This window comes from Lysinibacillus sp. NPDC056220 (assembly GCF_049315265.1).
Classification (GTDB): domain Bacteria; phylum Bacillota; class Bacilli; order Bacillales_A; family Planococcaceae; genus Lysinibacillus; species Lysinibacillus pinottii.
This window is the reverse complement of the sequence record NZ_JBMOXD010000001.1, coordinates 180153-204494: the sequence shown is the minus strand read 5'-3', so window position 1 is coordinate 204494 and position 24342 is coordinate 180153. Positions and strand designations below refer to the sequence as shown.

The following is a 24342-nucleotide window of genomic DNA, read 5'->3' as shown; positions in this document are numbered from 1 at the left end:
AGTGAATACATTTATAGCATTAAGTAAAAAAGAAATGAATCAAATGACAAAGGAGTATAAGGTCATTTGGCTACCCATTGTATATATTCTACTAGGTCTAACTCAGCCAATCATGATGTATTTCTTGCCTGCTATTTTACAATCAATGGGTGGTATTGAAGGGATTATGATTGATCCAACATTGACAAAGCCAGAGGGACAAGAAGTGCTTGCCTCAACCCTTAATTCGCAATTTGATCAATTAGGTATAATCATACTTGCCATTGCAACGATGGGTATTATTCAAGGAGAAAAAGCCAATGGAATGATGGCATTCATTCTCACAAGGCCTGTATCTATCTCCTCCTACCTGGGTAGTAAAATCCTTACTCATTATGTTTTAGCTGTTTTATGTATTACGATTGGCTATGCAATGTCCTTTGGCTATACATCTTATTTATTTACCTCTGTACCGATAACGCGTGCATTAATGGCTTTAGCATTTTATTGTATTTGGCTGTTGTTTGTTATTACATTTGTTGCCATGATCAGTACCTTTTTTAACAGTTCACCATTTATTGCTTTAATCAGTATTAGTGTTTTATTCATTTGTCGTTTTTGTGCTGGCTTACATCCAATTTTAGATGTTATTAATCCAGCTAGTAATAGCTTGTATGCGACTACGATATTAATGACAGGTGACGTAGCAACATGGTATGGCTTTAATTTTGTTGTCACAATAATACTTGTACTATTCATGGTGGTTATCATGCATCATTTTATTGCTAAAAAGAAATTTTAATATGAAGGAAATCCTCGGCAAATGAATGTAAAAGTAAATCGTAAAAGCAAAATTCCCTATTATCAGCAACTCACACAGCAGCTGCTTTTATCCATAACGACAGGAATTTTAAAAAAGGGAGACCATTTGCCTTCTATTCGTCAGCTAGCGGCACAAACCAACCTTAATCTGCATACAGTTCATAAAAGCTACAAAGAGCTTCAGAAAAAGGGTATTATTACCATTAAACCTCATTCTAGAGCAGTCGTTAGTGTAGATTCTAGCAAGGCAAAGACTATTTCACTTCAACAACTTTCTATGAGTGTGGAACAAATATTGATAGAAGCGTATCTTTTGGGAATTAAAGAAGGGCAACTTGAAGAAATGTTTCAGGAGAGTTTACGAAAATATTATACGGAGAGTTAGAGTGAAAGAGAGGGCTTCTACAATGCCCCAAAAACTATCCAACCGTTACTGTTACTGACTGTTAAAGAAATTGCATAAAAGGCTGCATAGACAATATTCCGCTATAAAAACCAAAGCTTTCATTTGTGAACGTTATTTTATTTGAAGTTGTATGAATAATTGAAGAATCGATATAAAGATACAGCTAAAAAAATAAGGATGAAAAAGGTAATAAGGAAATTACAATCGGTAAAATAAAGCCCAGTAGTGCAATGGCAGTGACTACGCCAACAACAGCTAAAGCAATTATTCCCCAAAATGCGAGTTGGTCAAATATACATGGAATTTTAGCGAAAAAAATTGTTAAAATTTCTAAAATAATCCAGTCGGGGCTGCTAATGAGAAAAGCACCAACTGCAATCATGATGATTAAGCGGAAAAAGAATTCTCTTTAATTTTCATAGGGCATGACGTGTGAGTAATGTGCCAGAACGGTTGTCTTCGGCGAATTACGGTGCTGGACAGTTCTTCGAGTGCTCTTGTCGACGATCTGCCGGCAATCACGGGATGCCTTTTTTGGAGAAGTTTATGCCTGGGATATATGAGCCCGTATGATGAAAGTTTTTTCATTTCATCATGGTGGGCTACTTAGTGGGATGCTTGGTGACAAGAGAAAGGTTAAATTAGAGAGGGGAAAAATTACGTGATGGCGAGTGTTTAGGAATCAATCCTATTAAATTGGAGAAATAAAATTATTCTTTCATCAAATGTAAATAATTAAAAGCGATTTTTAACAACATAATTGTATTTAAGTTATTGAAGTCTATATTCATTAACTCTGAAATTAACTTCATACGATATCTAATTGTGTTTTTATGTAAATATAATTGTTGAGCTGTAACTTCTATATTCATATTACTTTTTATAAAATGTTCCAAGGTATCGAGAAAGTTAGATTTATTTTTTTTATCATACTGTATTATTGGATCAAGTGTTTCCATATAAATATATCTCATTTCTAAATCTGAGTTTTCTGAGTATAAAACCCTTTCTAAATATAGGTTGGAAAATTCAACAATAATTAGTCTAGAGTCTTGTACGTTAGCGGATTGTTTGACTATCGTGTTTAATGCAATCCTTGCTTCTCTATAACATTCCTTCAAAGAATTAAAATTATATTTTCTACTTACACCTACTGAAAATCGTATTTTTGGAAAATGTTTACTTATATCATATACCAAATGATCTAACAGGGACCTATAGTTATTTATGGGTAATAAAATAATTATTTTGCTATTTAAATCTAGGCCGGTTAATATATTATTTTCTTTACATAGGTTAGACCAATTAAAGAAACTTAGAATTTCATGATAGGAAGGCAACGTAATCGCGTTATTTATAGGCTGGATTTGAACAAGTGCTAAAATATACTGATCATGTAAAGTTATATCTAAATCAATCAACTTTTTATTTAATAGCTCTTTAGTTTGATAGTTATCATTGATCAAATCCAACAAAAATTCATTCATTTGGCGTTGTTCAATAGATTTTATAATATTTTGTTGCTCTACATGTAAATTAGCTATTAGCGCTGCGTGTTCGATTGCAACAGGGGCTTCTGCTGACTCCTCATTTAATAACCCCCAAATAAAAATTCCTCCCTCTAAAGTGTTTTTTTCATTAATCCATTTGATTGTAAAATTAATATTTTTATAGCGGACTTCTTCTATTTCATTGCCGATTCCACTAAAGACAGTTGTTATAAGATAATCCAATTCTAAATCATGTTCAAATTTCTCAGGATAATCTATACGGATATTCAAACCTTTAAGATAAATTGTTAAAGGAATTCCTATAATTTTATATAAAATTTCTGCTAGACTGTCTATTTTTTTTCTTTCTTTCAAATAAGTATGAAATTTATTATAGACGTTGTTTAATGCTTCTATTTCTTGATTTCTAAATTTATTAATAGTGTTTGTAATTTCTCCTAAATATTCAGTCCAGGGATATTCATTATTTAATGAAATAATAAGAAAGCCTTTTTTATTACAATATTCTATTAATTCACTTGGGATATAAGGAATATGTCTTCCAATTTTAATACCTAATCCAAAGCATTTTCTTTCAATTAATACTTTTATAAATGCCAATAAATCACTTTCCCAAGATTGCATTTGATTAGAATTTACGAAAAAACCTGTAGTAAGTACAAAATCGCCTGAACTTAACCACTTATCGCCGTCAGGAGCATCGATAAATGTTACGTTTTTAATTTTTTGTGCTAGTGGACAAACTGTGATAACTTCCGTATTTTCAAAACAACCGAGAGCAAGCAATTCCTTACAATTCATAAAATCCCCCCCTTTTTTATTCAAAAGTACAATAATTTCAATCTTAATTTAGATAATTATACAACAAATGAAGCTATATAATTGCAAATAAGTCAGAATATAAAGAATTTTCTGTTATGGAGGGATTGAAAATTATAAATGAAGAAGTTGTAGATATGGAGATTGTAAATAAGGAAAGAGTAGTGAATTTATTAAGATGTTTAGTACAAATTAATACTGTAAATCCTCCTGGTAATGAGAAGGAACTTGCCTCACTTTTAGATGTATTTGTAAAAGATTTTGGTTTAGAAACAAAAATTATAGAGTCATTAGAAAATCGATCTACTATAGTCATTTACTTACGAGGTAAAAATAAGAATGCGAAGAAGCTTTACTTCAGCGGTCATTTAGATACTGTACCGATTGGGGAAGATGAATGGGATTATGATCCATTCGAAGCAAGGGTAGAAAATGGCTTAATTTATGGACGAGGTACTTGCGATATGAAAGGTGGGGTAGCAGCACTCATAGAGGCTATGCTAATTCTTAAAGAATCTGGAACCGTATTAGAACATGACATCATATTTTTAGGAACTGCAGGTGAGGAAGTAGATTGTTTAGGTGCACGGACCCTAATGGATAATGGAGTTATAGAAAATCCTGGTGCCATAGTTATTGCGGAACCTACTAGTTTGGAAGTATTTATTGGACATAAGGGTGTGCTTTGGCTTGAAATTAGTACCTTTGGTAAAACAGCACATGGCTCAATGCCTAAACAAGGAATTAATGCTATTTCGAATATGTTAAAGATTTTAGAAGAACTAAATAACTTAGCATTCCCTTTAAAAGATGAGCTATTAGGAAGTACTACAATGAGTGTTAATAGGATTGACGGTGGGGTTGCAACAAATGTTATTCCTGATAAATGCACAGTCGCAGTTGATATTAGAACAGTAACGGCTGAGACAAATGAGTTAGTGATAAAAAGTATTGAAGAAGTGATTAGAAAACTAAAGTCGAACGATCCATCTTTTGTAGCTAGTATTAGTGTTTTACAAAATTTAAGACCTCTCTTAAATGATAGCAAAGACAAATTCATACAATATGCACAAAAATTGAATAAGGATTTAAACTCAAAAGAAATTGAAAATATTGGTGTCAATTACTATACAGACGCATCTATCTTCGGAAAATCATTGGATTGTCCAATAATAATTTATGGTGCTGGGGATGAAAAACTAGCCCACCAGCCAAATGAAAATATTGAAATTGAGAGTTTAATTAAATCAATCAATTACTATGTTAATCTAGCAAAAAATTTCCAGGACATTTATTAAATCTAAGGAGGACTATAAAATGGGTGAATTAAATAATACTGAATTTATGTCAAAAACGACGGTGTACACAGGATCGGGGAGTTTGAAGTTTCTCTCAACTACTGTTGAAAAGTTTGAAGACGGTAATATTTTAGTAGTTACTGATAAAGGAATTGAGGCTTCTGGTATTTTAAACAAAGTTATTAATTCATTGGAAGGCGTCTCAACAGAAAAGCATATTTTTAATGACGTCAAACCGAATCCTAGTGTTACAGCTACTAATGCAATCTATGAATTATATAAAGATAAAGGGATTAAGAAAATTGTTGCAGTAGGTGGAGGAAGTGTTATTGATACAGCCAAAGCATTAGCTGTACTTTTTACAAATGGAGGATCAATTTCTGATTACTTTGGCTTTGACCTTTATCAAAATCAACCGTTACCAGTTTTCGCTATCCCAACTACAGTTGGAACAGGAAGTGAAGGTGGTCATGCAGCTGTAATTACTGAAGATGATAAAGAATTGAAAACAAAGAAATTGGTATTTGGAGAGGCACTATTCCCTAAAGCAGCTATTTTAGATGGCGATTTATTATTAGGAATGCCTAGTTCGCTAGTTTCAACGACAGGAATGGACGCACTTACTCATGCTATTGAGGGGTATGTTTCTAGAAATGGGTCTATTTTGACTGATGCTCTTAACCTTCATGCAGTAAAAGTAATTGGAGAAGCTATATTAGAAGCAGTGGCCGATACTACTAATGTTTCAGCTATGAATAAAATGGTACAAGCAAGCGCTTCAACTGGTATCGGTATGTCAAATGGTGGCTTAGGCTTAGTGCATGGAATTTCACATGCTATCGGTGCACAATTTGATGCACCTCATGGAATCGTAAATGCAATTTTATTACCGTATGTATTGGAATATAACTGGATTTCTAATCCAAAGAAATTTGCAGATATTGCTCAAGCTTTACGTGTAAATACTTGGGGAATGTCAGTCGAGGATGCAGCTAAGGCTGGGGTAAAACGTGTTAAAGAACTAACATTAGAGGTTGGGATTCCAGCGAAATTAAATGATATTGGGATTGATAAATCAAGCATTGATGTCTTAACTGATATTGCATTCAACGATGAATTATATATGAATGCAAATCCTAGAAATGCAACGAGAAAAGATATTTATACTATTTTATCGAAAGCTCTATAAATCAAAAAAGGAGAGTGTGATTATGAATAAAACAATTGAGATTTGTCAAAAAGTGTCTGAATTTTTAGAGAACGATGCGTATCTGTATATTAATGGTGAATTTGTACCTTCTTCAAATAATGTTACTTTTGAGACATTCAATCCAGCTAATAATGAAGTATTAGCAAAGGTTCATGAGGCAAGTGTGGAAGATGTGAATAAAGCGGTCTTAGCAGCTAAGGAAGCATTTGAGAATGGTCCGTGGTCTACTATGACTCCAGCTGAAAGAGGAAGTCTAATTTATAAATTAGGCGAACTCATTGATGAGCATAAACAAGAGCTAGCAGAAATTGATAGCTTAGACAATGGGAAACCTATTACGGAACTATTCGAAAACGATATTCCAAATGCTGTAGGCCAATTTAAATATTTTGCTGGTTGGGCGACTAAAAATATGGGTCAAACCATTCCGATCGGCGATAACTTTTTAAACTATACACGTCATGAACCAGTTGGTGTAGTTGGTCAAATTATTCCTTGGAACTTCCCTTTAATGATGGCATCTTGGAAAATTGCTCCAGCATTAGCTACAGGCTGTACAGTTGTCCTTAAATCAGCAGAACAGACACCCCTTTCTGTATTATATTTAGCTAGATTAGTAGAATTAGCAGGAATCCCTAAGGGTGTAGTAAATATTATTTCTGGTCACGGTGAAACTACAGGAGATGCATTGGTTAAGCATCCATTAGTCAATAAAATCGCATTCACAGGTTCTACTGCTGTAGGTCAAATTATTATGAAAGAAGCCGCAAATACAATGAAGCGAGTAACATTAGAATTAGGAGGTAAGTCTCCGAATATTGTCCTATCTGATGCAAATTTAGAGAAAGCAGCTGATGGAGTATTTGCAGGCATAATGTATAACCAAGGTGAAGTATGTAGTGCAGGTTCCAGAGTTTACGTGCATGAAGATATTTATGACATTTTTATTGCGAAATTAACTGAACGTGCCGAAAAGGTGAAACTAGGTAGTGGATTATCTCACAATACGACGATGGGATCTTTAGTTTCACTAGAACAAAAAGAGCGTGTAGTAAATTATATTAAAATTGGACAAGAAGAGGGAGCGAAAATCTTATATGGAGGTAAAGCATCAGAGCAAGGATGCTTCGTTGAACCTACAATTTTTGTAGATGTTAATGATTCTATGAGAATTTCTAGAGAAGAAATTTTTGGTCCGGTTATGGTAGTGTCTAAATTTAATTCTGAAGAAGAGATAATTCATCGAGCTAATGATTCAGAATTCGGCTTAGGAGCTGGTATTTGGACTGAGAACTTAACAAAAGCACATCGACTTGCAAACAAATTAAAAGCCGGTTCAGTTTGGATTAATTGCTACAATGCAACAAATCCTGCATCTCCATTTGGTGGATATAAAAAGTCAGGGTTTGGCCGTGAAATGGGGTCATACGCTTTGGATAATTATACTGAAGTGAAAACAGTTTGGGTAAATTTATTTTAATAAAATTATATTTCCATATATTTAGGGATATCGATCGAACAAATGATGTAATTCAAACAGTATAAATAAGACAGCTATATTATCTCATATAGCAAGTTTACATTAATCTAGCTGTTTTTATGATAATTCATGTCCATTTAGTCTTAGGCTTTCAAGTAATGATTTAAAGTTTTTTAATCATTCATAAATTTCCTTATAAAGGGAGGAATAGCATGGTTACTAAATATATTATCGTCTCCATTTTTTTGGTTATATTATTTGCGGTATCCTACAATACGTTCAGAAAGATAAAAACTTATCAAGATTATAATTTGGCTGGCAAAGGAACAGGATTATTTGCATTAACGGCAACTCTAGTAGCAGCAGAGTTTAATACAGCAACTTTAATAGGTGGAGCTTCTGTAGCTTATCTATTTGGTACTGTTGGTATGTGGTATACATCTTTAATATTTATTGCGGTATTTCTTGCATACGCATTTACGGTTGCTAAAAAATATAGGAAATTAAATATTTCAACCATTTCTCAATTTTTTGATAAACGTTTTAAGAATGAAAAATACTCAGAACTTATAAGATTTATGTCAGCCATCATCACATTGTTCTATACATGGCTAGCACCAGCTTCGTATCTAGCAGGTTTAGCAGTAATAGGAAGCGTTTTACTTGGGGTAGATCCAGTAATCTTTTCCATAACAATTGTAGTGATTTGTCTAATTTTAAGTATCACTGGTGGATTATTGACAGCAATTGGTATTGATGTTGTAGCATTTATAATGATTATGATTGGGATTCCAACAATTTTATTTATTGGTATTAGTGCAGCTGGTGGATTTGGAAGTTTGAGTCAAGTATACGAACCGAAACTTTTATCTTTGGCACCAGTTTGGGATACAGAGGTTAACTTCCCTATCGCATTGACATGGGGCCTGCAAATTCTGTTCTTATATATTGCTGCCCCTTGGTATGGTCAACGAATCTTCTCAGCAAAGAATGAAAAAGTTGCTTATACAGCTATGCTATGGAATACATTTTTCATTGTAGTGTTATACGGTATGGTCGTTTTAGCTACAATGTTCTCAAAAGTTGTATTCCCAAGTCTGGATAAACCAGAGGAAGCGTTACCTTTATTAATAGCAACTCAAAGTAACTCATTAGTACAAGGATTACTATTAGTAACATTATTACTTGTAGGGGTTAGCACTCTGATTGCAGTTTGGAATTCTGCAGTTTCAATCATTGTAAATGATGTTGTACGCAGATATTTCTTGAAAAATAAAGGGGATAGACAATTCATAATTGCTTCAAGAATATGTTTTGTTATAATTGCAGCTTCTACATTAATTTTTGGGATCGTTTTCATTGGAAATATTCAAAACTCATTGCTGTTTTTATCAACTTTTACAGGTATAGTGGCAATTCCGATACTAATTTCATTGTATTGGAAAAAGTACAACAGCTTGGGTGCACTTTCATCAATGATTTCAGGGTTAGCATATTCCGGAATCGCTATAACTTTAAGCTTCCCAATTTATTTTATTAGCCCTATTGCTGTAATTGTAGCTACTATTGTAGGAATAATAGTTTCTTTGGCAACATCTAAAAACCATGTTACCGATAACCAAGAGTTTTATGAATTAATTGAATCACCTTTAGAATTAGAATCCCATGAAACTGAAAGTGTATTCATTCCTAAAGAATCAAACTAAGTGGGGAGAGAGTTATTAATCAGCTCAGTCGCAATGTCAGTATGCGAGGTATTGCCGATGGCGCTTTAAAGGGTTATTCATCAACTTTTAGTGTTGATAAAGATAAAATCGATCCATTTAAAATACCTGCGCCTGAAGATGTTTTAAAAAGGGCGGAAAATACCGATATTTGGCGTCAGATCTAATTAATAATAGTTCAGGCACAATTATTAAGGGACGAGCAGATGATAATAGTTTTTACTACTATGAATTTCCCCAATAGAAATGACAATTTACAGAGACTGATTATAACAATGAAGACCACTCCGTAAAGGGTGGTCTTACTTATATTTCTTTTATGGGAATCAGTGTACCGCCACCAATATAAGACAAATTAGCATTCTATCAACCTGAGCTGTTTCCAATTTAGACATATGAAGGTACATAGGCCCATAAAAATTTTATCAGGGAGCGCCTTATTTAAATCAAAAACACCGCTACAATCGTCGTCACAACAAGCCCAATGGCTACAGGAATTAAGTTCCGCCTTGCCAGTTCAAATGGGCTGACATTACAAATAGCAGCAGCTGGAATTAAAGCCCAAGGAATCAAGGTACCGCCACCAACCCAAATCGCTGTGATTTGCCCTAAAGCAGTTAAAGTGGCTGTTCCCCCACCAATGGCATTCCCAAATAGACTGCCAATCGAGCCTGCTAAAGAAATTCCAGAGAAGCCCGAACCATCCAATCCAGTAATAGCTCCAACAACCGCTAACGTCATAACAGCAATTTCCTTTGTTAAAGGTACGACCGCGGCAAGGCCAACTCCAAGATCATTAACAATGCCGTGTGAGGTAGCGGGGAGATGGTCCCCGATGATTTGTGTAAAGCCAGCATCTCCAAGATAGAAGAATGCGGCGATTGGGATAACAGGGCCGAAAACTTTAAAGCCGAATTGGAACCCTTGTATCAAATAGCTTGTTGTCTTCTCGAGACCCTCCGCTTTATGAGTAACAATACTAAGCAAAAGTAGGATAAAAACAGAGGTTCCACCGATTAGAGCAGTTGCATCGCCGCCCGTTAATTTGAATACTGACATCGTGATTACATCTAATATAAAGGCAATGGGAATAAGCACGGCGAAGAAACGCTTTTGCCCAATTGACAGTAAATGTTCAGTAGTTTCTTTTTCGCCAGCTTCCTCTTCCTCGTTGACCGTATTGAAAAGTAACGTTCCTCGTTTCATATCTCGCCGTAAGAAAATATAAGCAACAATTGTCGTCACAACCCCCATAGTAATAACGAGTGGAATACTAGCCGTAACCACATCTCCAACAGGTATACCTGCTGCATCAGCGGTTAGTTTTGGAGCCCCTTGTATGACAAAATCACTCGATAACGCCATCCCATGCCCAAATAAGTTCATCGCCATGGCAACGCCAAGTGCAGGAAGCCCCGCACGAATCGCAACAGGCAACAAAACGGCTCCTAACAACGCAACAGCCGGTGAAGGCCAGAAAAACCAAGAGATTAACATCATCAAAAGACCAATTGTCCAATAGGCAAGTGCGGGTGTCTTAATTAATTTGGTAAAAGGAGCAATCATAATCTCATTAATACCTGAAGTTATCATTACTCGACTCATGGCAACAATAATCGAAATAATCAAAATGGTGGATAACAACTCTGTAATGGCGTAAATAAAGCTGTTAAAAATACCACTAATGGACGAAGTTAAATTGCCAGTCGCAATGATCGCTAGCATGAAGATGCCAAGTATACAAATGAGGGTGGTATCACGACGTTTAACCATAAATCCGATGATGAGCACAATGAAAATAACGTAAATCCAATGGAGAGCTGTGAATTCAATCCCCATAATGTTTCCCCCTCAATATTCGACCTGATTTTATAGAATATGAAGAGAAAAAAAAGATGGTGATGATTTTGAAAAATTTCGAGCGTGGTGGAAGTTCTTGTAAATTTATAAGGTAAATAATAACTATTGATGCTGAAAAGCATAAAATTAATGAAAAGGGCCGTGCTACACGTTGAAGTAATACTTTGAAATGATGAAGGAGCAAGAATAATAAGCGATAGCATTGTTACGAAGAAGAACGCTAATCAAGAGAAAAAAACCTAGCCATTATGTATAAATATTAATAGGTAAAAAATATAGTATGACAGTAATTATTACTTCGTATTGACTTTATAGATACAACACTTTATTATATAGACCAGTCATTATAATTCGGAGGGGAACATGCCTAGAAATCAAGAAAGTAAAATGAAAATTTTATCGACGGCGTCAGTACTATTTCAAAAACAAGGGTACCACGCTACTGGATTAAATCAAATTATTAAAGAGTCGGGTTGTCCAAAAGGTTCGCTTTATTATTATTTTCCTGAAGGTAAGGAACAATTAGCGACAGAGGCAATTAACAGAACAAAGGATCTTGCTGTTCAAGAGCTAAGAAATTTATTTTCACAGCATGATGATGTCATAAAAGCTTTAGAGTGTTTTTTTGATCAATTTACAAGTTTTGATTCGAAAGTTGCCCATGATGGGATCCCATTAGCACTTATTTCTTTGGAAACTTGGCATATGAGTGAGCAACTTCGTTTAGCATGCAAGGATGCTTATGAAGCACTTATTTTGATAGTAAAGGCAAAATTTATTCAATCAAACTGGCCCCCTGATGAAGCTACAGAAATGTCGTATTTAGTCTTTAGCATGATAGAAGGTGGCAGTATTTTTGTACTCACTTCCCAATCAAATGAACCACTTAAAAGAATATGTAAAACGATTATAGAATTACTCGAGATAAAACAACGTGAAATTAGAGGAAATAGAGGGATATAAAAAGCGATACATGCTCAAAGAATGAGGTTTTCATACATTGGAATACTAATAAACAAAAGTTATATAGCCAGAATTCAAAAGGAGGTATGGTTTATGCCATTGGATAACATTTCAAGTAACTAATAGTACAAACTAAGGAGTGCTTGAAATTTGCTAAAATCATATATTCATTCATTTTTAAACACAAAGGAAGAGGAATTTAGTGGAAATATATTAGTAGTTCGTCAAGGAGAAACCATTTATAAAGAATCTTTTGGAAAAGCAAATTATGAATGGGACATACCAAATACCGCTATAACTAAGTTCCGTATTGGGTCAGTAACAAAAATATTTACTGCCATTGCAATTTTAATACTAATGGAAGAAAAAAAGTTATTGTTACATAATACTGTAGCTGATTTTATTCCGAACTTTCCAAAAGGCAACCAAATTACGATTGAACATCTATTAACTCATACATCTGGCATTGGTAATATAACTGATCAACCTGATTTTTTATTAAAATCTTATCAGCTACAATCTCCAGATGATTTGATAAATTGGATTGCTTCATGTTCATTCAAATCTTTACCAGGGAAAGATTTTAATTATTCTAATTCAGGATACATTGTGTTAGGTAAGATACTTGAAGTAATAAGTGGTTTAAGTTATGAAGAATTTCTTAAACAAAAGATTTTACAGCCTCTATCCATGTTAAATACGGGTCTTGATTCTAACGAAGCTATTCAAAAGCATAAAGCAAGTGGTTATGAGTTGGATAAAAATAATAATATTTATCATGCTAGTTTCATCAATATGTCTAACACTTATTCGGCTGGAGGGTTATTTTCAACAGTTGAAGATTTACATTTACTTGATGATGGAATAAAAAGTAATAGTTTATTAACCAAAAATATAACATCTCAAATGTTTTCATCAGGTCGTTTTGGCTATGGATATGGATGGAACATTACGAAGACAAAAAAGAATAATATGCTCATTTTTCATCATGGGGGCATTAATGGTTTTACGTCCTCATACTTGAAGTTGCTAGAAAAGAACGTGACGATTATAGTTTTAAGTAATATGTCGACGTTATTAACGTCAACAGTTGCTAATGAAATTGTTGCTTATTTAGAGAATTGCAACTAAGGGTAAGACACTTTTTTTTATTTGGATGAAATTGCTAGAGCAGAGTCTTATTGAGGCCTACAAATTGTTAGATAATAACTAGCAATTTGTGGGCCATTTTTATGGCATAATACTGTGCAATTTATCTATCAAACTAGCTCCATATACAGGTCTAATCAACCTAACAACTACTTTTTTAGCATGTTTTAATTTTCTCTAATTACGTACCCACAAACAAGATAATTGAAAGAATTGAATTTTTATAATAGAATACTTTTATAGATTATCGATAATCTATAATCCATAATATATAACACCTGTAGCTAATCACCCTATACACTGAACTATGTTAAAATAAAACATATAAATTTATTGGAGTGGTTTAATGGGGTTTGATGAAAATTCAATTTCAAAAAAAACAATTTCTGAACAAATAGCTGAACAATTATTATTTCGCATATTTTCTGGTTATTATGAACAAGGTCAGCGCTTAATAGAAGCGGAAATTGCAAAAGAGTTACAAGTAAGTCATGCACCTGTCCGAGAGGCACTTTATCTTTTACAAAAAGATGGTGTAGTTGAAAAAGTACAACATAAAGGTGTAAGAGTGAAGACTATATCCGATCAGGAATTGAAGGATTATTTGGAAGCGCTTTATAACCTATTGGATTTTGCACTGACTAAATGTGAACCTAAATGGACTGGTGATTTGCAAAATGAACTATTAATTCGTTTTGAAGCGATGAAACAAAAAAAGTCTGCTGAAAATATTTATGAATATGTTGTTTCGTTTGCTCATTTATTACAGTTGTTTTTTGATGTTTCAGGAAATATTGCGATGCTACGATTCTTTAAAGAAACAATCTTTGTTACAAATGTAGCTGCCCAAACAAAATGGAAAATGAATCTAGTTGAGTCCTACCATATGTCCATCAATACATTTATCAGATGTATAGAAGCGTCAGATTTTGATCATGCACGAGTAGCTATTAAAGATGTTATTTTATGGTACCAATTTAAATAATTTTATGGGGGTAACATAAATGAAAGCTGCAGTTTGGCATGGTGTGAAAGATATTAGAGTAGAAGAGGTTGAATTACGTACTTTAAGAGAAGATGAAGTGAAAGTAAAAGTAGCATGGGCTGGTATTTGTGGCAGTGATTTGCATGAATACGAAGAAGGTCCAGTTTTTGTACCAGTTGATGTGAAAGCTGATTTAACAGGTGAAGTTGCCCCACTTACAATGGGTCATGAATTTGCTGGTATCATCGAGGAAGTTGGTTCTAAAGTTACGGACTTACAGGTAGGAGACCGAGTGGTCATCAATCCTACTTTAACTTATAGAAACAAACATGAAGATGTCGATCGATATGATGGATTTAACTTTATAGGATTACATGGAGACGGTGGATTTGCGGAATATGTCAATGTCCCTGCAACAAATATACACCGTTTAGCAGATAACTTAACATTACAAGATGGTGCACTAGTAGAACCAATGGCAGTAGCTGTACAAGCTGTCAAAGATGCTGGCGTTACATTAGGAGATTCTGTTGCAGTATTTGGAGCTGGCCCAATCGGATTATTAACAGTCATCGCTGCAAAAGCATCTGGTGCAAGCAAAGTCATCGTATTAGATTTATCTGATGAACGATTAGAAAAGGCAAAAGAATTGGGTGCAACCCATGCTATTAATTCAGGTAAAGAAAATCCTGTACAGGCAGTTCGAGCAATTGTAGCAGATGGTGTTGATGTATCTTTTGAGGTTGCTGGTGTAGCTCCTACCTTTAAACAGGCAATAGATGTTACAAAACCTCGTGGGAATATGATGATCGTTTCTATTTTTGCTAGACCAATTGAATGGAATCCAATGCAACTTACAAATACAGGTGTTAATGTACTATCATCCATTGTCTATACACCATCCATTTTTCAAAGAACAATTGATGCAATGAGCGCTGGTCAACTAAATCCACAAGGAATCATTACAAGTCAAATTGAACTAGATGAAATTGTTGACAAAGGATTTAAAACATTAACAAGCGACAAATCGCAGTCTAAAATTTTAGTTTCTATTAGTGGAGAAAATTAATAATCTAAATCTATTCTTCGGGAGCATGGCTAATGGCAGCCATGCTCTTTTCTTATTTTTATAGTCTGCTACTGAGGTGCATTTTAGCTTTAAAAATATACCTTAATTTCTTTCTCTTGCCCTTTGTGTGTCTCTAATATTCTTTTGAACCGTGATGGATGCAAATAAACTAAGAACAAATGACATCCCATAAAATCCTTTTTCGCTTAAAACAATACTTTCAGCATTGTATAATCCAATAGCCATTAATAAAATAGATACTATAAGTGCAATCCAACTAATACCATAATACATATTTGTAACGGGTATTCCCTCATCCTTATCTCTTACTGATTTTTGTAGAGATACTGCCGAGTAAAGTCCTAATACTAAAACTGCTAAGTAATATCCAGTTTCGTTTAGTGGCATCGTTGCGTTAAACAAACCTATAAAATAAGCAGTAACACCCACTAACAATGCAGCCCAAGAAGCACCCTTAAAAGCAGCAGTCGGTTCTCCCTCCTGCCTTTCCACTTTGATTTTTGGAGCTGGCTGTTTTTCCTTTTCTTCTGAACTCTCAGTTTGATTCGACAATTTTCTCCTCCTTCTATCACTGTATAATAACTTCTTCATCTACAGGAAGTTATGAGAACAGAAACATATATAGGCATTATTTGAATTTTTTTCTTCTTCCTTAGCATCAGGTTTACTATCTTGAATAGGGTGCCCTTGCCTATATCAGGGTTCAGTTCATTCCTCTAAAGCTATTTTTTAACTTAATTGAACAATCGTTAATGCGCGGCTGCCATATCCAGATACAGGATTTCCAGCTGCACTTACGCCAACTACATCTCCAGGATTTAAAGGAGTTTGAATGATATAGGCTGAACTACTTCTATTAGCCACATTAAATATTGCCTCTCCTGTGCCATCATAAATGGGAACTCCATTGATTGTAATGAATACTGTGAAAAATGGCTGAGTTGGATCTGGAGCTGCAGTGGCCTCTGAATTTATAGAAATTGTAATCTGGTATATCCCACTTTCAAGAACTACCAATTCATTCCCAGAGCTACTTACTGTAATATTTTTGGATAACGGACCTACTTCATCAAATGAAATGGGTGTCCGAGTGGGTCCAACCACAGATTCTAATACTAGGCTTCTTAGTGAACCATAACCCAACACGCCTCTTTCAGCAGGCGCAATTGGACCAGAAAGAGCAACGATTTTTCTAAAGAAATTGTTTTCATTTTGACAAATACATTTATGCATTTGGTTAAATAACATATTTTTCACCTCAGTAATATAATTAAAGTATTATATTATATTCCTTTAGAAAGAAGGTACTTGTACGAGTGTCCAATATGTATAAATAAGAGTACGACAATTGAGTGGCTAATATGACTGATTGTCAGGCTATCATAACTCGAAATACTATGTCTACTCGAATCCAATGGAGAGCTACTAATTTAATTTTCCCTTCAATATGCCAATACTAAAATCAAGGATGGGAATGGTTTCATATATTAGGCAGTGTTTACTCCTGATAATATGTACCATACTGCAGGTAAAGGAATGGAAACGTTAGGGCTTACCTATGAATAAAATTTTTGAAACTATCATTCTCGTAACGGAGCGGTGGTAAGGACCTGTTTACGAACAAATGAAATAAATCATGATGGCGAAATCTGTTTTACATATTAATGAGCTGTAAAGAGCAAACGCCATAGATGCCCCTATAAATACAATTAAAACAACAGGTACTTATACTGGATGGGAATGCAAAAAATTAAACAATTTATATTGAATGATCCTCTATACAAACATTATTATGGATAGTCAAAAAAAGAGGTTGAAAATGATGAGTAGTGATTATTCCATTACTAGGTGCAACTTTTGTTGCTGTAAGGGGTAGGGGCTCTTTTGAAGGAGTATATGGAGCTAAATTAAATGTGAAAACTTATGATATTACCGATAAAAATAAAGCTAAGGTAGTAGATTCAAGTAATATTAATTTATAGAATTTATTGTGATGGTGGGTTGTTTAAGTTTGGCATCAGGGAATGGTTTACGCCTCTAGAAATACAACTAAAACGATTAGAGGTTTATTGGATTTTTGATGAACTGTATTTTAAAGTACTTCCCCTAAATATTCCTTTTAGATAACCATTTTCCAAATGGCTACTTCCAATTTAGCAGATGTATTAAAGTATAGTTTATATTTATTTTGAATACTATATTATATGAGTTTTGTAAAAAAACGAAATACTTAATTTAAAAATTGCTGGGGCATCTAACGGTAAAATCCTCATCGTACTGTTGGTGAATGTGAAAAATATCAATATTTAAAGATTTTTTGAGAGACTACTCTAATTATGGTTTCTAAGCTTTTGTAGTAATTGAGTGATTATAAAATCTAAATTACTTTTCTACAGCTTCTCGAACTTGATTTATACAGATTAGGAGGGAAACAATTTGAAAAAAATGGTGTTGTTATTAGGTATAGTGACAAGTATTCTTTTTTCTACTCCAGATGTTTTTGCCTCAAATACGATTGAACCAAATGGATTGAAGCCACCAGGTGAAAGTTTTACACCTGGAGAGTGGTTTCTTGGAGATACTCCACCTAATGCTGATCCGAATAAACCACCTATTGTTTTCGTTCAAGGAAAAAACGGTAATTCTACCAATTGGTATGGTCATACTGAATATCACGGTCTTAATGATATGTATACAAAAGCTTATGAAGCTGGATATCAAACGGTATTTGTTCAATTGTATGATTCAGCAGGTAAAGGCTCTTATAGTCAATACGATAACGGAAAATTATTAGCCTCTATGTTAAAAGAAATCAGTCAATATTTTCATGGGAAAAAATTAAATATAGTTGCCCATAGTAAGGGTGGGCCTGATACTCAAGCAGCATTAGTACTTAATAATGCTCATCCGTACGTTGGTAGGGTGTTTACTTTAGGATCCCCTCATTATGGATCAGAGTTAGCTGACCTTGCATATAGTTGGTGGGCAGGTTGGCTAGCTGATTTACTAGGTGAAAAAGATGATGGAACATATTCACTTCAGGTTGGAGAAATGGAACACTTTCGCTCACTAATAGACAATCACCCCAATGTAAGCAAAAACAACTATTATACAATTGCCGGTACTAATACAGGGCCATTTCTATCTGCACTTTGGATGGGTGGTCTATATCTTTCCGATCCAAATGATGGATTAGTTAAAGAGGCGAGTACTAAATTATTTTACGGAACACATCTATTTACCGATACCTCACTTGACCATGACAATATTCGAATGGGATCTGCGGTATTTTCTAGATTGGAACATTATCTACAGTCTTCTTCTACTGATCTTAGCATTATGAACAAAGAATTCTTTTCTCAAACTGATATGTTTCAAGAGTTAGATGTTTCTCATTATTTTTATGGAGGAAAGTTACAGTCATCAAATGATGTTACACATTCTTTTTATGTAGATACCGCACTCGATAATGTTACATTGTGGACAGGAATGACTACTGACAAGATAGAGTTGGTATCTCCTTCAGGAAAAAAATACACAAACGAGACAATCGAATCTTATGAGGAAGCCTCTTTCTTTAATGGCGTGGTACCTCATACATTTCCTAATGTTATCTCTGAGAAGGGGGAATGGAAGGTAAATATAAGCACGCAGGCAGGTGATAATGCGTATTTACTAGCTGTTCAACATGGAGGCCCATCTTTGATTAAGGTGAGTATACCAACAGCAGCATTAGAAACGAATAATATTATTACAATACAAGCAAATCAAAAATTACGAAATCTTGCCTTCGATGTACAAGTACTAGATCCAGCAGGCAAAGATATTGCCTCCTCTCTACAAATACAAAAGGTTGATCAACAAAAATTTTCAGTAATTTTTCCAGAGAATAAAAAGTCTGGTGTATATAACATAACTTTAAATATTTCTGGTGAAACCTTACAAGGTGAGCCATATAAGAGGACGATTGTTCGTTCTAAGTATTTAAAATAGACATGACTTAGTTAGGAAAATTAGTGAATATAAAGGAAGGTTAGCTGCTTTTCATGAGTAAAGATTTCGATATGTTTACTAGCATGGGAAATGCTTTGCCAATACAATACTAAAAAAACATGTTTCTATATATGAGGATATACAAGTTTCTAATAAACGATTAAAACAATACCCCAATCCATCTTAGAAGATGAAATATTTTGTTATTATGAAACTCTCACGCTTGAGCGTGAAAAATCTAATGATTTTGCCCCCTTTAGGTTAATGTTATCTTAACATACTGAAGTTTTTTAACATTGACTAATAGGGGGGGATCATGCGCTCAACAGGGTGAAGGGTGACCTTCTTACTTTTTAGCTCCATCATCCTTGATGAAAACATGAATATTAAATTTTTTAATTGAATGTTCAGTAATGGAATTTAATTTATCTACAGTCCATGATTGGGGCTTGAAGCGATAAGCTTTTTCTGAAAAATTGAAGACATCAGAGTTTATTTCCAACCCTTTATTAAAGGTACTTTGAAACTGTGATAAAATAATATTTTTAATTTCATTTTCAATTGTTTCTTTTCCAATATTTTTTGGATTTTCTCTGATTGAAGCTTTAATGTCTAAATTTATAATATATTTTGGAAATGAATTATCCACTATTTCTATATGATAATCTATATTTTCAATAAACATTGAAACTGACTTACCCTTTATTAATAACTTCATGTTATTAAAATCCTTATTAAACCAATCCAGCCCTGAAAGCTCTTCTTCCTTTATCCAACCATTGAATCTTTGACGTGAAAGAAAATAAGCACCACTTATTTTTAAAATATTTTTAGATTTATTATTCTCCATCCAATAATCTTCACTAATTTTTATTGTAGGAACCATAATGGATCCAACTGGTTCATAATATCTTTTAATCATGTCTTGTATAGTACTGGTTGAGATGAATGAATTAAAGAATAATTGTTCATTTGGATCATAAGGAAATGTTAATATTGGCGGTTTGTAAAAGAGACCATGTACATTCATTATCTCTTTAATATCATCTTCTTCATATCCAAAAGCTAAAGTATTATAACGTAGAAAATAATCCCTACTAAAAAAATCAAAAAATTCATCCAAATGACCATCCAATATATTTTTGGAAATAAAGAAAGTTTGTATATGTCCATAATACAAAGGGTTAACAGAATTCTTTTCTATATCATCGATTGCTCCCTGAATAGTTTCACCTTCTCCATGTCCAACAACAATTGGAGCAGGCTCAGATGCTATGCCAGGATCTGAGCCCGCAACATTGTTAAATCCGAAAGCTTGAAAATATAAATGATACATTTCATTAGAATAATCTATACCAAGAGCGGTAATATAAACTTCACTTTGAATCTCCTTGGTACCTAAACAGCCGCCTAGAATAAATAATAAAGGAAAAATTAATGTCATTTTGTATGGGGAATTATAATGGGACATATAAACTCCTTTCTGCTGAAAAACAGTCAGTCTTTTATTTTAATTCTAAAGGGCATTTTTAAAAAACCTTTAATAAGATCAGGTATACTTACTTTTGAAAATGTAGAAAGGTAAGGATGCCCGAAGCTTTCTAATGAAGAGATATATGTTAAGAAAAATAAGACACTTAAAACAAAGCCATACATTCCAAAAAAGGAGGCAATTAGTAATGTTGCGACTCTTATTAAAAATATATTGCCTAGTAAATTTTGATTAATTAATGTATAGCTAGATATAACGGTAAGTGCCCCAATTACTAATGTTGATGGTGATGTAAATCCTGCTCTTATAGCAGCTTCTCCAACTATTAAGCCTCCTAAAACTGCAATAGTTTGACCTATAGCTTTAGGTAAGCGTATTCCCGCTTCTCGAAAAAGGTCAAAAAATATGAGCATAATAAGAATTTCGAACGAAGAGGAAACAGGTAGTCCAATTTTAGAAGCAGATATTGATACTAGTAAGGGAAAGGGTAGCTGATTTAGTTGATGAACAGTTAATGCAATCCAAAGCCCAGGTAAAAATATACTTGTTAATAAAGAGGTAATTCTTAAAATTCGTGATAAACTCACAAATAAAAAATTGGTTTGATCATCTTCAGCTGCTTTCAAAATAAGTAATAAATTTACGGGTCCAATTAAACAGCTTGGACTTCCATCTACCAGTATGACAAAACGGCCTTTATTGAGGGAACTTACTACAAAATCTGGCCTTCCTGAATAATCCAGGAGGGGAAAGAGGGTCAGCTTATCATAAAGTAATTCCTCAATATGATAACTACTTGCAATATTATCTACTTTTATTTTATTTAGTTTGCTTTGTACATTCTTTAACGTACTTTGGTCAATATAGTTTTCAATATAGAGTAATAAAACTTTGGTTTTACTGGTGTCGCCAATTGTAAAATCGTTACTTGATAAATTTTTACTTTTTAATCTCATTCTTATTAAAGAAAAATTGGTATCTATATTTTCAACAAACCCATCTCTCGGTCCTCTTAATGAGACTTCCATATTTGATTCTTCAATGGATCGTTCAGGAAGTTTAGCTAAATTGGTTGAATATAAGCTATTTGATGGAACATGGAAGAAATATAAAAAACCTGAGAAAATTTTGCTATTCATTTCATCTGTCTTTGTTCGGTACTCTTTGATTTCAAATACTTCTAAATAACGGTTTATAATTTCAACATCATGCAAATGTCCGTGTTCAGCAAGGAATCTAATATTTGGTAATAATGAATTCAAAAAAAGTACACTATCAACTAAACTATGGCAATAGACAAATATAACTTCATGCTTTTCATTATTAGACATATAGAATTTACTACTTATCGTTATATCTGATTGGTGGCCTAATTCTTTATAGAGAAAATCCTTATTTTCGGTCAAGATGATGAACTCCCTTTTGCTTTTTTTCTACTACATAGAAAACAATCATAAAAAAGAATAAAAATAAAAAGATAGAAAGGAGATAAGCGCTTTTTATAAACGACAAAAAATCAGAAACAGACCAAGGAATTAATAATCCTATTGTTAAGCATAAATAACCAACAATTAATATGAATTTTCGATTTTGAAAGAAGGACGACACAATATACATAAATAAACATATACGAATAAAAGCCATTGATAATAATTGGACAACAGATAAAGAATCTAACCTTGTAAAGTACTTACCAAATGATAAAACTCTCCATTGCTCGTTTATAGGAAAGAGCATTTTTTGCGTTAGATAAATGCCGAATTCAGATACAGCCGTCACAATAGCGATTAAAACGAATAAGGCAAACAGAATAGAAAATATGAGTATACCTTTCCTTTTCAGTTGCTCTTTTACATAACCATTTAAAACGATTAAAATAAAGCCCATTTCTAAAATACCAATACATATGTATAATATTCCCCAATAAATGGACGGAGTATTACTTGTATTTACTGGTAATAATAGTTCGTATTCATTTTTTATTGAGTTTCCTAAATTGAGAAGAACAAACAAAAAAATGTATAGTGAACAAATAATCAAGGACTGGATAGCTATGGTCTTAAGCCCTTTTAGGGAACCATAAAAGCATAATAATATAAATAAAATGACTGTAATAAAATAGGGATAATCAGAGTTAAAACTTTCTTCTGCCCAAATAATCGTAAATTTGAGTGAGACAAACGTTGATGACATTAAATAAACGATATATATATAAATGATGAATACGTACAGTGTTTTATTATTTTGGACAGTTTTTAATTCAAGGATTGAACTATTATTTAATGAAGAAGTTATTCTAGAAATAAATAATGCTAAAAGGAATATGGGGATTAAACTGAGCAAGGCACTTATCCAAGCTTCACGTTCCACCACTGTAAAAATTGAGGGAATTAAAACAAAGTGTGCTAAAAAACTAACTGATAAGAATAACAAACAATATACATGGATTGGCTGTAAAATTTTGTTCATTTTATCATTAACCCCCTCCTAACAATTCTCCCCAAGTCCGAGGTCATCTAATCGAATGGGGTGTATTTTTTTTATAGACACACGTAAACGCCTTTATAGCTCTCGAATAAAATATTCACTCTCTTCTGAGGATTTATAGTAAGTAAACTATGCTGCATTTCAGCTTTTACCCACAACCATTATTGTTATTATGTACAGCCAAACTACCGTACCTAATAAACCTCCAATTACTCTACTAATTTTCAAAGCATGTTAAAAAGCAATCAAAAGTAGATTTTGTTTTATTTTATATAACTGCTAATATTTAACTATATTGAAGCAGTGTGAAACAGTGAAAATGCTAATAAATTTTTAAGAAAAATTGCACCAAATTTAATAAAAGGGGGCTTTTTCAATTTGCTTAAGAAGAATATTATCATTTTAGAAAACAATCTTTATTTAAAAATGGGCTTAGTGAAAATTCTGGAGAATGACTATAATATTTATTCAGACATTAACTTATCAAAAAATCTTTATGCTTTAATGAGTCAATACAAACCAGATATTATCGTCATTAATAAGCTTAGTAAAAATAACTTAGAAGATGTCAAACGAATTCGATCCGAATATCCTACTACATATGTTGCTATTCTTACTTCAATTATTTTAGAGGAAGAAATGCACGAGGCTTTGTTAGCTGGTGTCTCAGGGTTTATTTTATATAATATAAAATTAATAGAATTAACAAAAGCAATAGACTTAATTTCTAAAGGTGAATACTATTTTGATAGCTCGTCAATGACAACTTTTATAAAAAGCTATTTAAAACTATTCGATTCGAAGAAAATAATAGCGCATCTTTTTACAAAGCGGGAATATGTCATTTTGCTAATGCTTGCAGAAGGTAAAGACGTACAAGAGATTAGTCAAAACCTTAATATTTCCAAAAAATCAATCAAAATGAACATTAATAAGATTTATAACAAATTATCAGTAAAGACTCGCCTACAAGCGATAGAAAAAGCTATTAAAAACAGGTGGATTCCTTATAATTTAGCTATATCTAATTTATATGTGATGAATTATAATCAAAAACAGACAATACTACATTGA

Annotated in this window: 19 protein-coding genes; 12 read left to right on the top strand and 7 right to left on the bottom strand. The window is 33.3% G+C overall.

Annotated elements, in window-relative coordinates:
- The first annotated feature begins 1 nt into the window (after position 1).
- Positions 2 to 781: an ABC transporter permease gene (locus tag ACOZBY_RS00940; protein WP_036215059.1), complete on the top strand. Its 780-nt coding sequence runs from the start codon at positions 2 to 4 to the stop codon at positions 779 to 781.
- A 21-nt stretch (positions 782 to 802) separates the two neighbouring features.
- Positions 803 to 1186: a GntR family transcriptional regulator gene (locus ACOZBY_RS00935; RefSeq protein ID WP_031419187.1), complete on the top strand. Its 384-nt coding sequence runs from the start codon at positions 803 to 805 to the stop codon at positions 1184 to 1186.
- Positions 1187 to 1917: 731 nt separating this feature from the next.
- Here the strand turns inward: ACOZBY_RS00935 and ACOZBY_RS00930 are convergent.
- Complete coding sequence (locus ACOZBY_RS00930; RefSeq protein WP_197149363.1) at positions 1918 to 3519, bottom strand: PucR family transcriptional regulator; 1602 nt, start codon at positions 3517 to 3519, stop codon at positions 1918 to 1920.
- A 116-nt stretch (positions 3520 to 3635) separates the two neighbouring features.
- On the opposite strand from ACOZBY_RS00930, the gene ACOZBY_RS00925 reads away from it, so the two are divergent.
- The 4 genes from ACOZBY_RS00925 (at position 3636) to ACOZBY_RS00910 (ending at position 9231) form a co-directional block, all read left to right on the top strand.
- Positions 3636 to 4835 carry a M20 family metallopeptidase gene (locus tag ACOZBY_RS00925; protein WP_012293502.1) on the top strand — a complete coding sequence of 400 codons (1200 nt, stop codon included), beginning with the start codon at positions 3636 to 3638 and terminating at the stop codon, positions 4833 to 4835.
- 19 nt (positions 4836 to 4854) lie between these two features.
- Positions 4855 to 6024, top strand: a complete 1170-nt coding sequence (locus tag ACOZBY_RS00920; protein WP_036215068.1) for an iron-containing alcohol dehydrogenase — start codon at positions 4855 to 4857, stop codon at positions 6022 to 6024.
- A 22-nt stretch (positions 6025 to 6046) separates the two neighbouring features.
- Positions 6047 to 7525, top strand: coding sequence for an aldehyde dehydrogenase family protein (locus tag ACOZBY_RS00915; RefSeq protein ID WP_281486670.1), 1479 nt, complete (start codon positions 6047 to 6049; stop codon positions 7523 to 7525).
- 212 nt (positions 7526 to 7737) lie between these two features.
- Positions 7738 to 9231, top strand: coding sequence for a sodium:solute symporter family protein (locus ACOZBY_RS00910; protein WP_230586136.1), 1494 nt, complete (start codon positions 7738 to 7740; stop codon positions 9229 to 9231).
- Positions 9232 to 9690: 459 nt separating this feature from the next.
- On the opposite strand, the gene ACOZBY_RS00905 is transcribed toward ACOZBY_RS00910, so the two are convergent.
- Positions 9691 to 11088 carry a hypothetical protein gene (locus ACOZBY_RS00905; protein ID WP_197149369.1) on the bottom strand — a complete coding sequence of 466 codons (1398 nt, stop codon included), beginning with the start codon at positions 11086 to 11088 and terminating at the stop codon, positions 9691 to 9693.
- Between the two features lie 384 nt (positions 11089 to 11472).
- On the opposite strand from ACOZBY_RS00905, the gene ACOZBY_RS00900 reads away from it, so the two are divergent.
- The 4 genes from ACOZBY_RS00900 (at position 11473) to ACOZBY_RS00885 (ending at position 15275) form a co-directional block, all read left to right on the top strand.
- Positions 11473 to 12072, top strand: a complete 600-nt coding sequence (locus ACOZBY_RS00900) for a TetR/AcrR family transcriptional regulator (protein WP_031419200.1) — start codon at positions 11473 to 11475, stop codon at positions 12070 to 12072.
- Between the two features lie 150 nt (positions 12073 to 12222).
- Positions 12223 to 13203: a serine hydrolase domain-containing protein gene (locus tag ACOZBY_RS00895; protein WP_281486668.1), complete on the top strand. Its 981-nt coding sequence runs from the start codon at positions 12223 to 12225 to the stop codon at positions 13201 to 13203.
- A gap of 364 nt (positions 13204 to 13567) precedes the next feature.
- Positions 13568 to 14206, top strand: coding sequence for a GntR family transcriptional regulator (locus ACOZBY_RS00890; protein ID WP_008174480.1), 639 nt, complete (start codon positions 13568 to 13570; stop codon positions 14204 to 14206).
- Between the two features lie 19 nt (positions 14207 to 14225).
- Positions 14226 to 15275 (top strand): 2,3-butanediol dehydrogenase, encoded by a 1050-nt coding sequence (locus ACOZBY_RS00885; RefSeq protein ID WP_012293510.1) that lies wholly within the window; start codon positions 14226 to 14228, stop codon positions 15273 to 15275.
- Positions 15276 to 15377: 102 nt separating this feature from the next.
- Here the strand turns inward: ACOZBY_RS00885 and yiaA are convergent, their stop codons facing one another.
- Positions 15378 to 15848 (bottom strand): inner membrane protein YiaA, encoded by a 471-nt coding sequence (gene yiaA / locus ACOZBY_RS00880; RefSeq protein ID WP_031419202.1) that lies wholly within the window; start codon positions 15846 to 15848, stop codon positions 15378 to 15380.
- A 177-nt stretch (positions 15849 to 16025) separates the two neighbouring features.
- Positions 16026 to 16544 (bottom strand): hypothetical protein, encoded by a 519-nt coding sequence (locus ACOZBY_RS00875; protein WP_012293512.1) that lies wholly within the window; start codon positions 16542 to 16544, stop codon positions 16026 to 16028.
- A gap of 1197 nt (positions 16545 to 17741) precedes the next feature.
- Here ACOZBY_RS00875 and ACOZBY_RS00870 point away from each other — a divergent pair.
- Entirely contained in the window at positions 17742 to 19289 is a 1548-nt protein-coding gene (locus tag ACOZBY_RS00870; protein WP_422761641.1) for an esterase/lipase family protein, read from the top strand.
- Positions 19290 to 19635: 346 nt separating this feature from the next.
- Here the strand turns inward: ACOZBY_RS00870 and ACOZBY_RS00865 are convergent, their stop codons facing one another.
- Genes ACOZBY_RS00865 through ACOZBY_RS00855 form a run of 3 tightly spaced genes read right to left on the bottom strand, consistent with a single transcriptional unit; the run spans position 19636 to position 23250 of the window.
- Positions 19636 to 20760 (bottom strand): Ger(x)C family spore germination C-terminal domain-containing protein, encoded by a 1125-nt coding sequence (locus ACOZBY_RS00865; protein ID WP_422761260.1) that lies wholly within the window; start codon positions 20758 to 20760, stop codon positions 19636 to 19638.
- A gap of 26 nt (positions 20761 to 20786) precedes the next feature.
- On the bottom strand, positions 20787 to 22187 hold the full coding sequence (locus tag ACOZBY_RS00860; RefSeq protein ID WP_200991029.1) for a spore germination protein: 1401 nt from the start codon (positions 22185 to 22187) through the stop codon (positions 20787 to 20789).
- Positions 22174 to 23250 (bottom strand): GerAB/ArcD/ProY family transporter, encoded by a 1077-nt coding sequence (locus tag ACOZBY_RS00855; protein WP_422761258.1) that lies wholly within the window; start codon positions 23248 to 23250, stop codon positions 22174 to 22176. The genes ACOZBY_RS00860 and ACOZBY_RS00855 overlap by 14 nt, the downstream gene beginning before the upstream one ends.
- Before the next feature lie 396 nt (positions 23251 to 23646).
- Here ACOZBY_RS00855 and ACOZBY_RS00850 point away from each other — a divergent pair, with 396 nt between their 5' ends.
- Positions 23647 to 24342, top strand: coding sequence for a response regulator transcription factor (locus ACOZBY_RS00850; protein WP_036161073.1), 696 nt, complete (start codon positions 23647 to 23649; stop codon positions 24340 to 24342).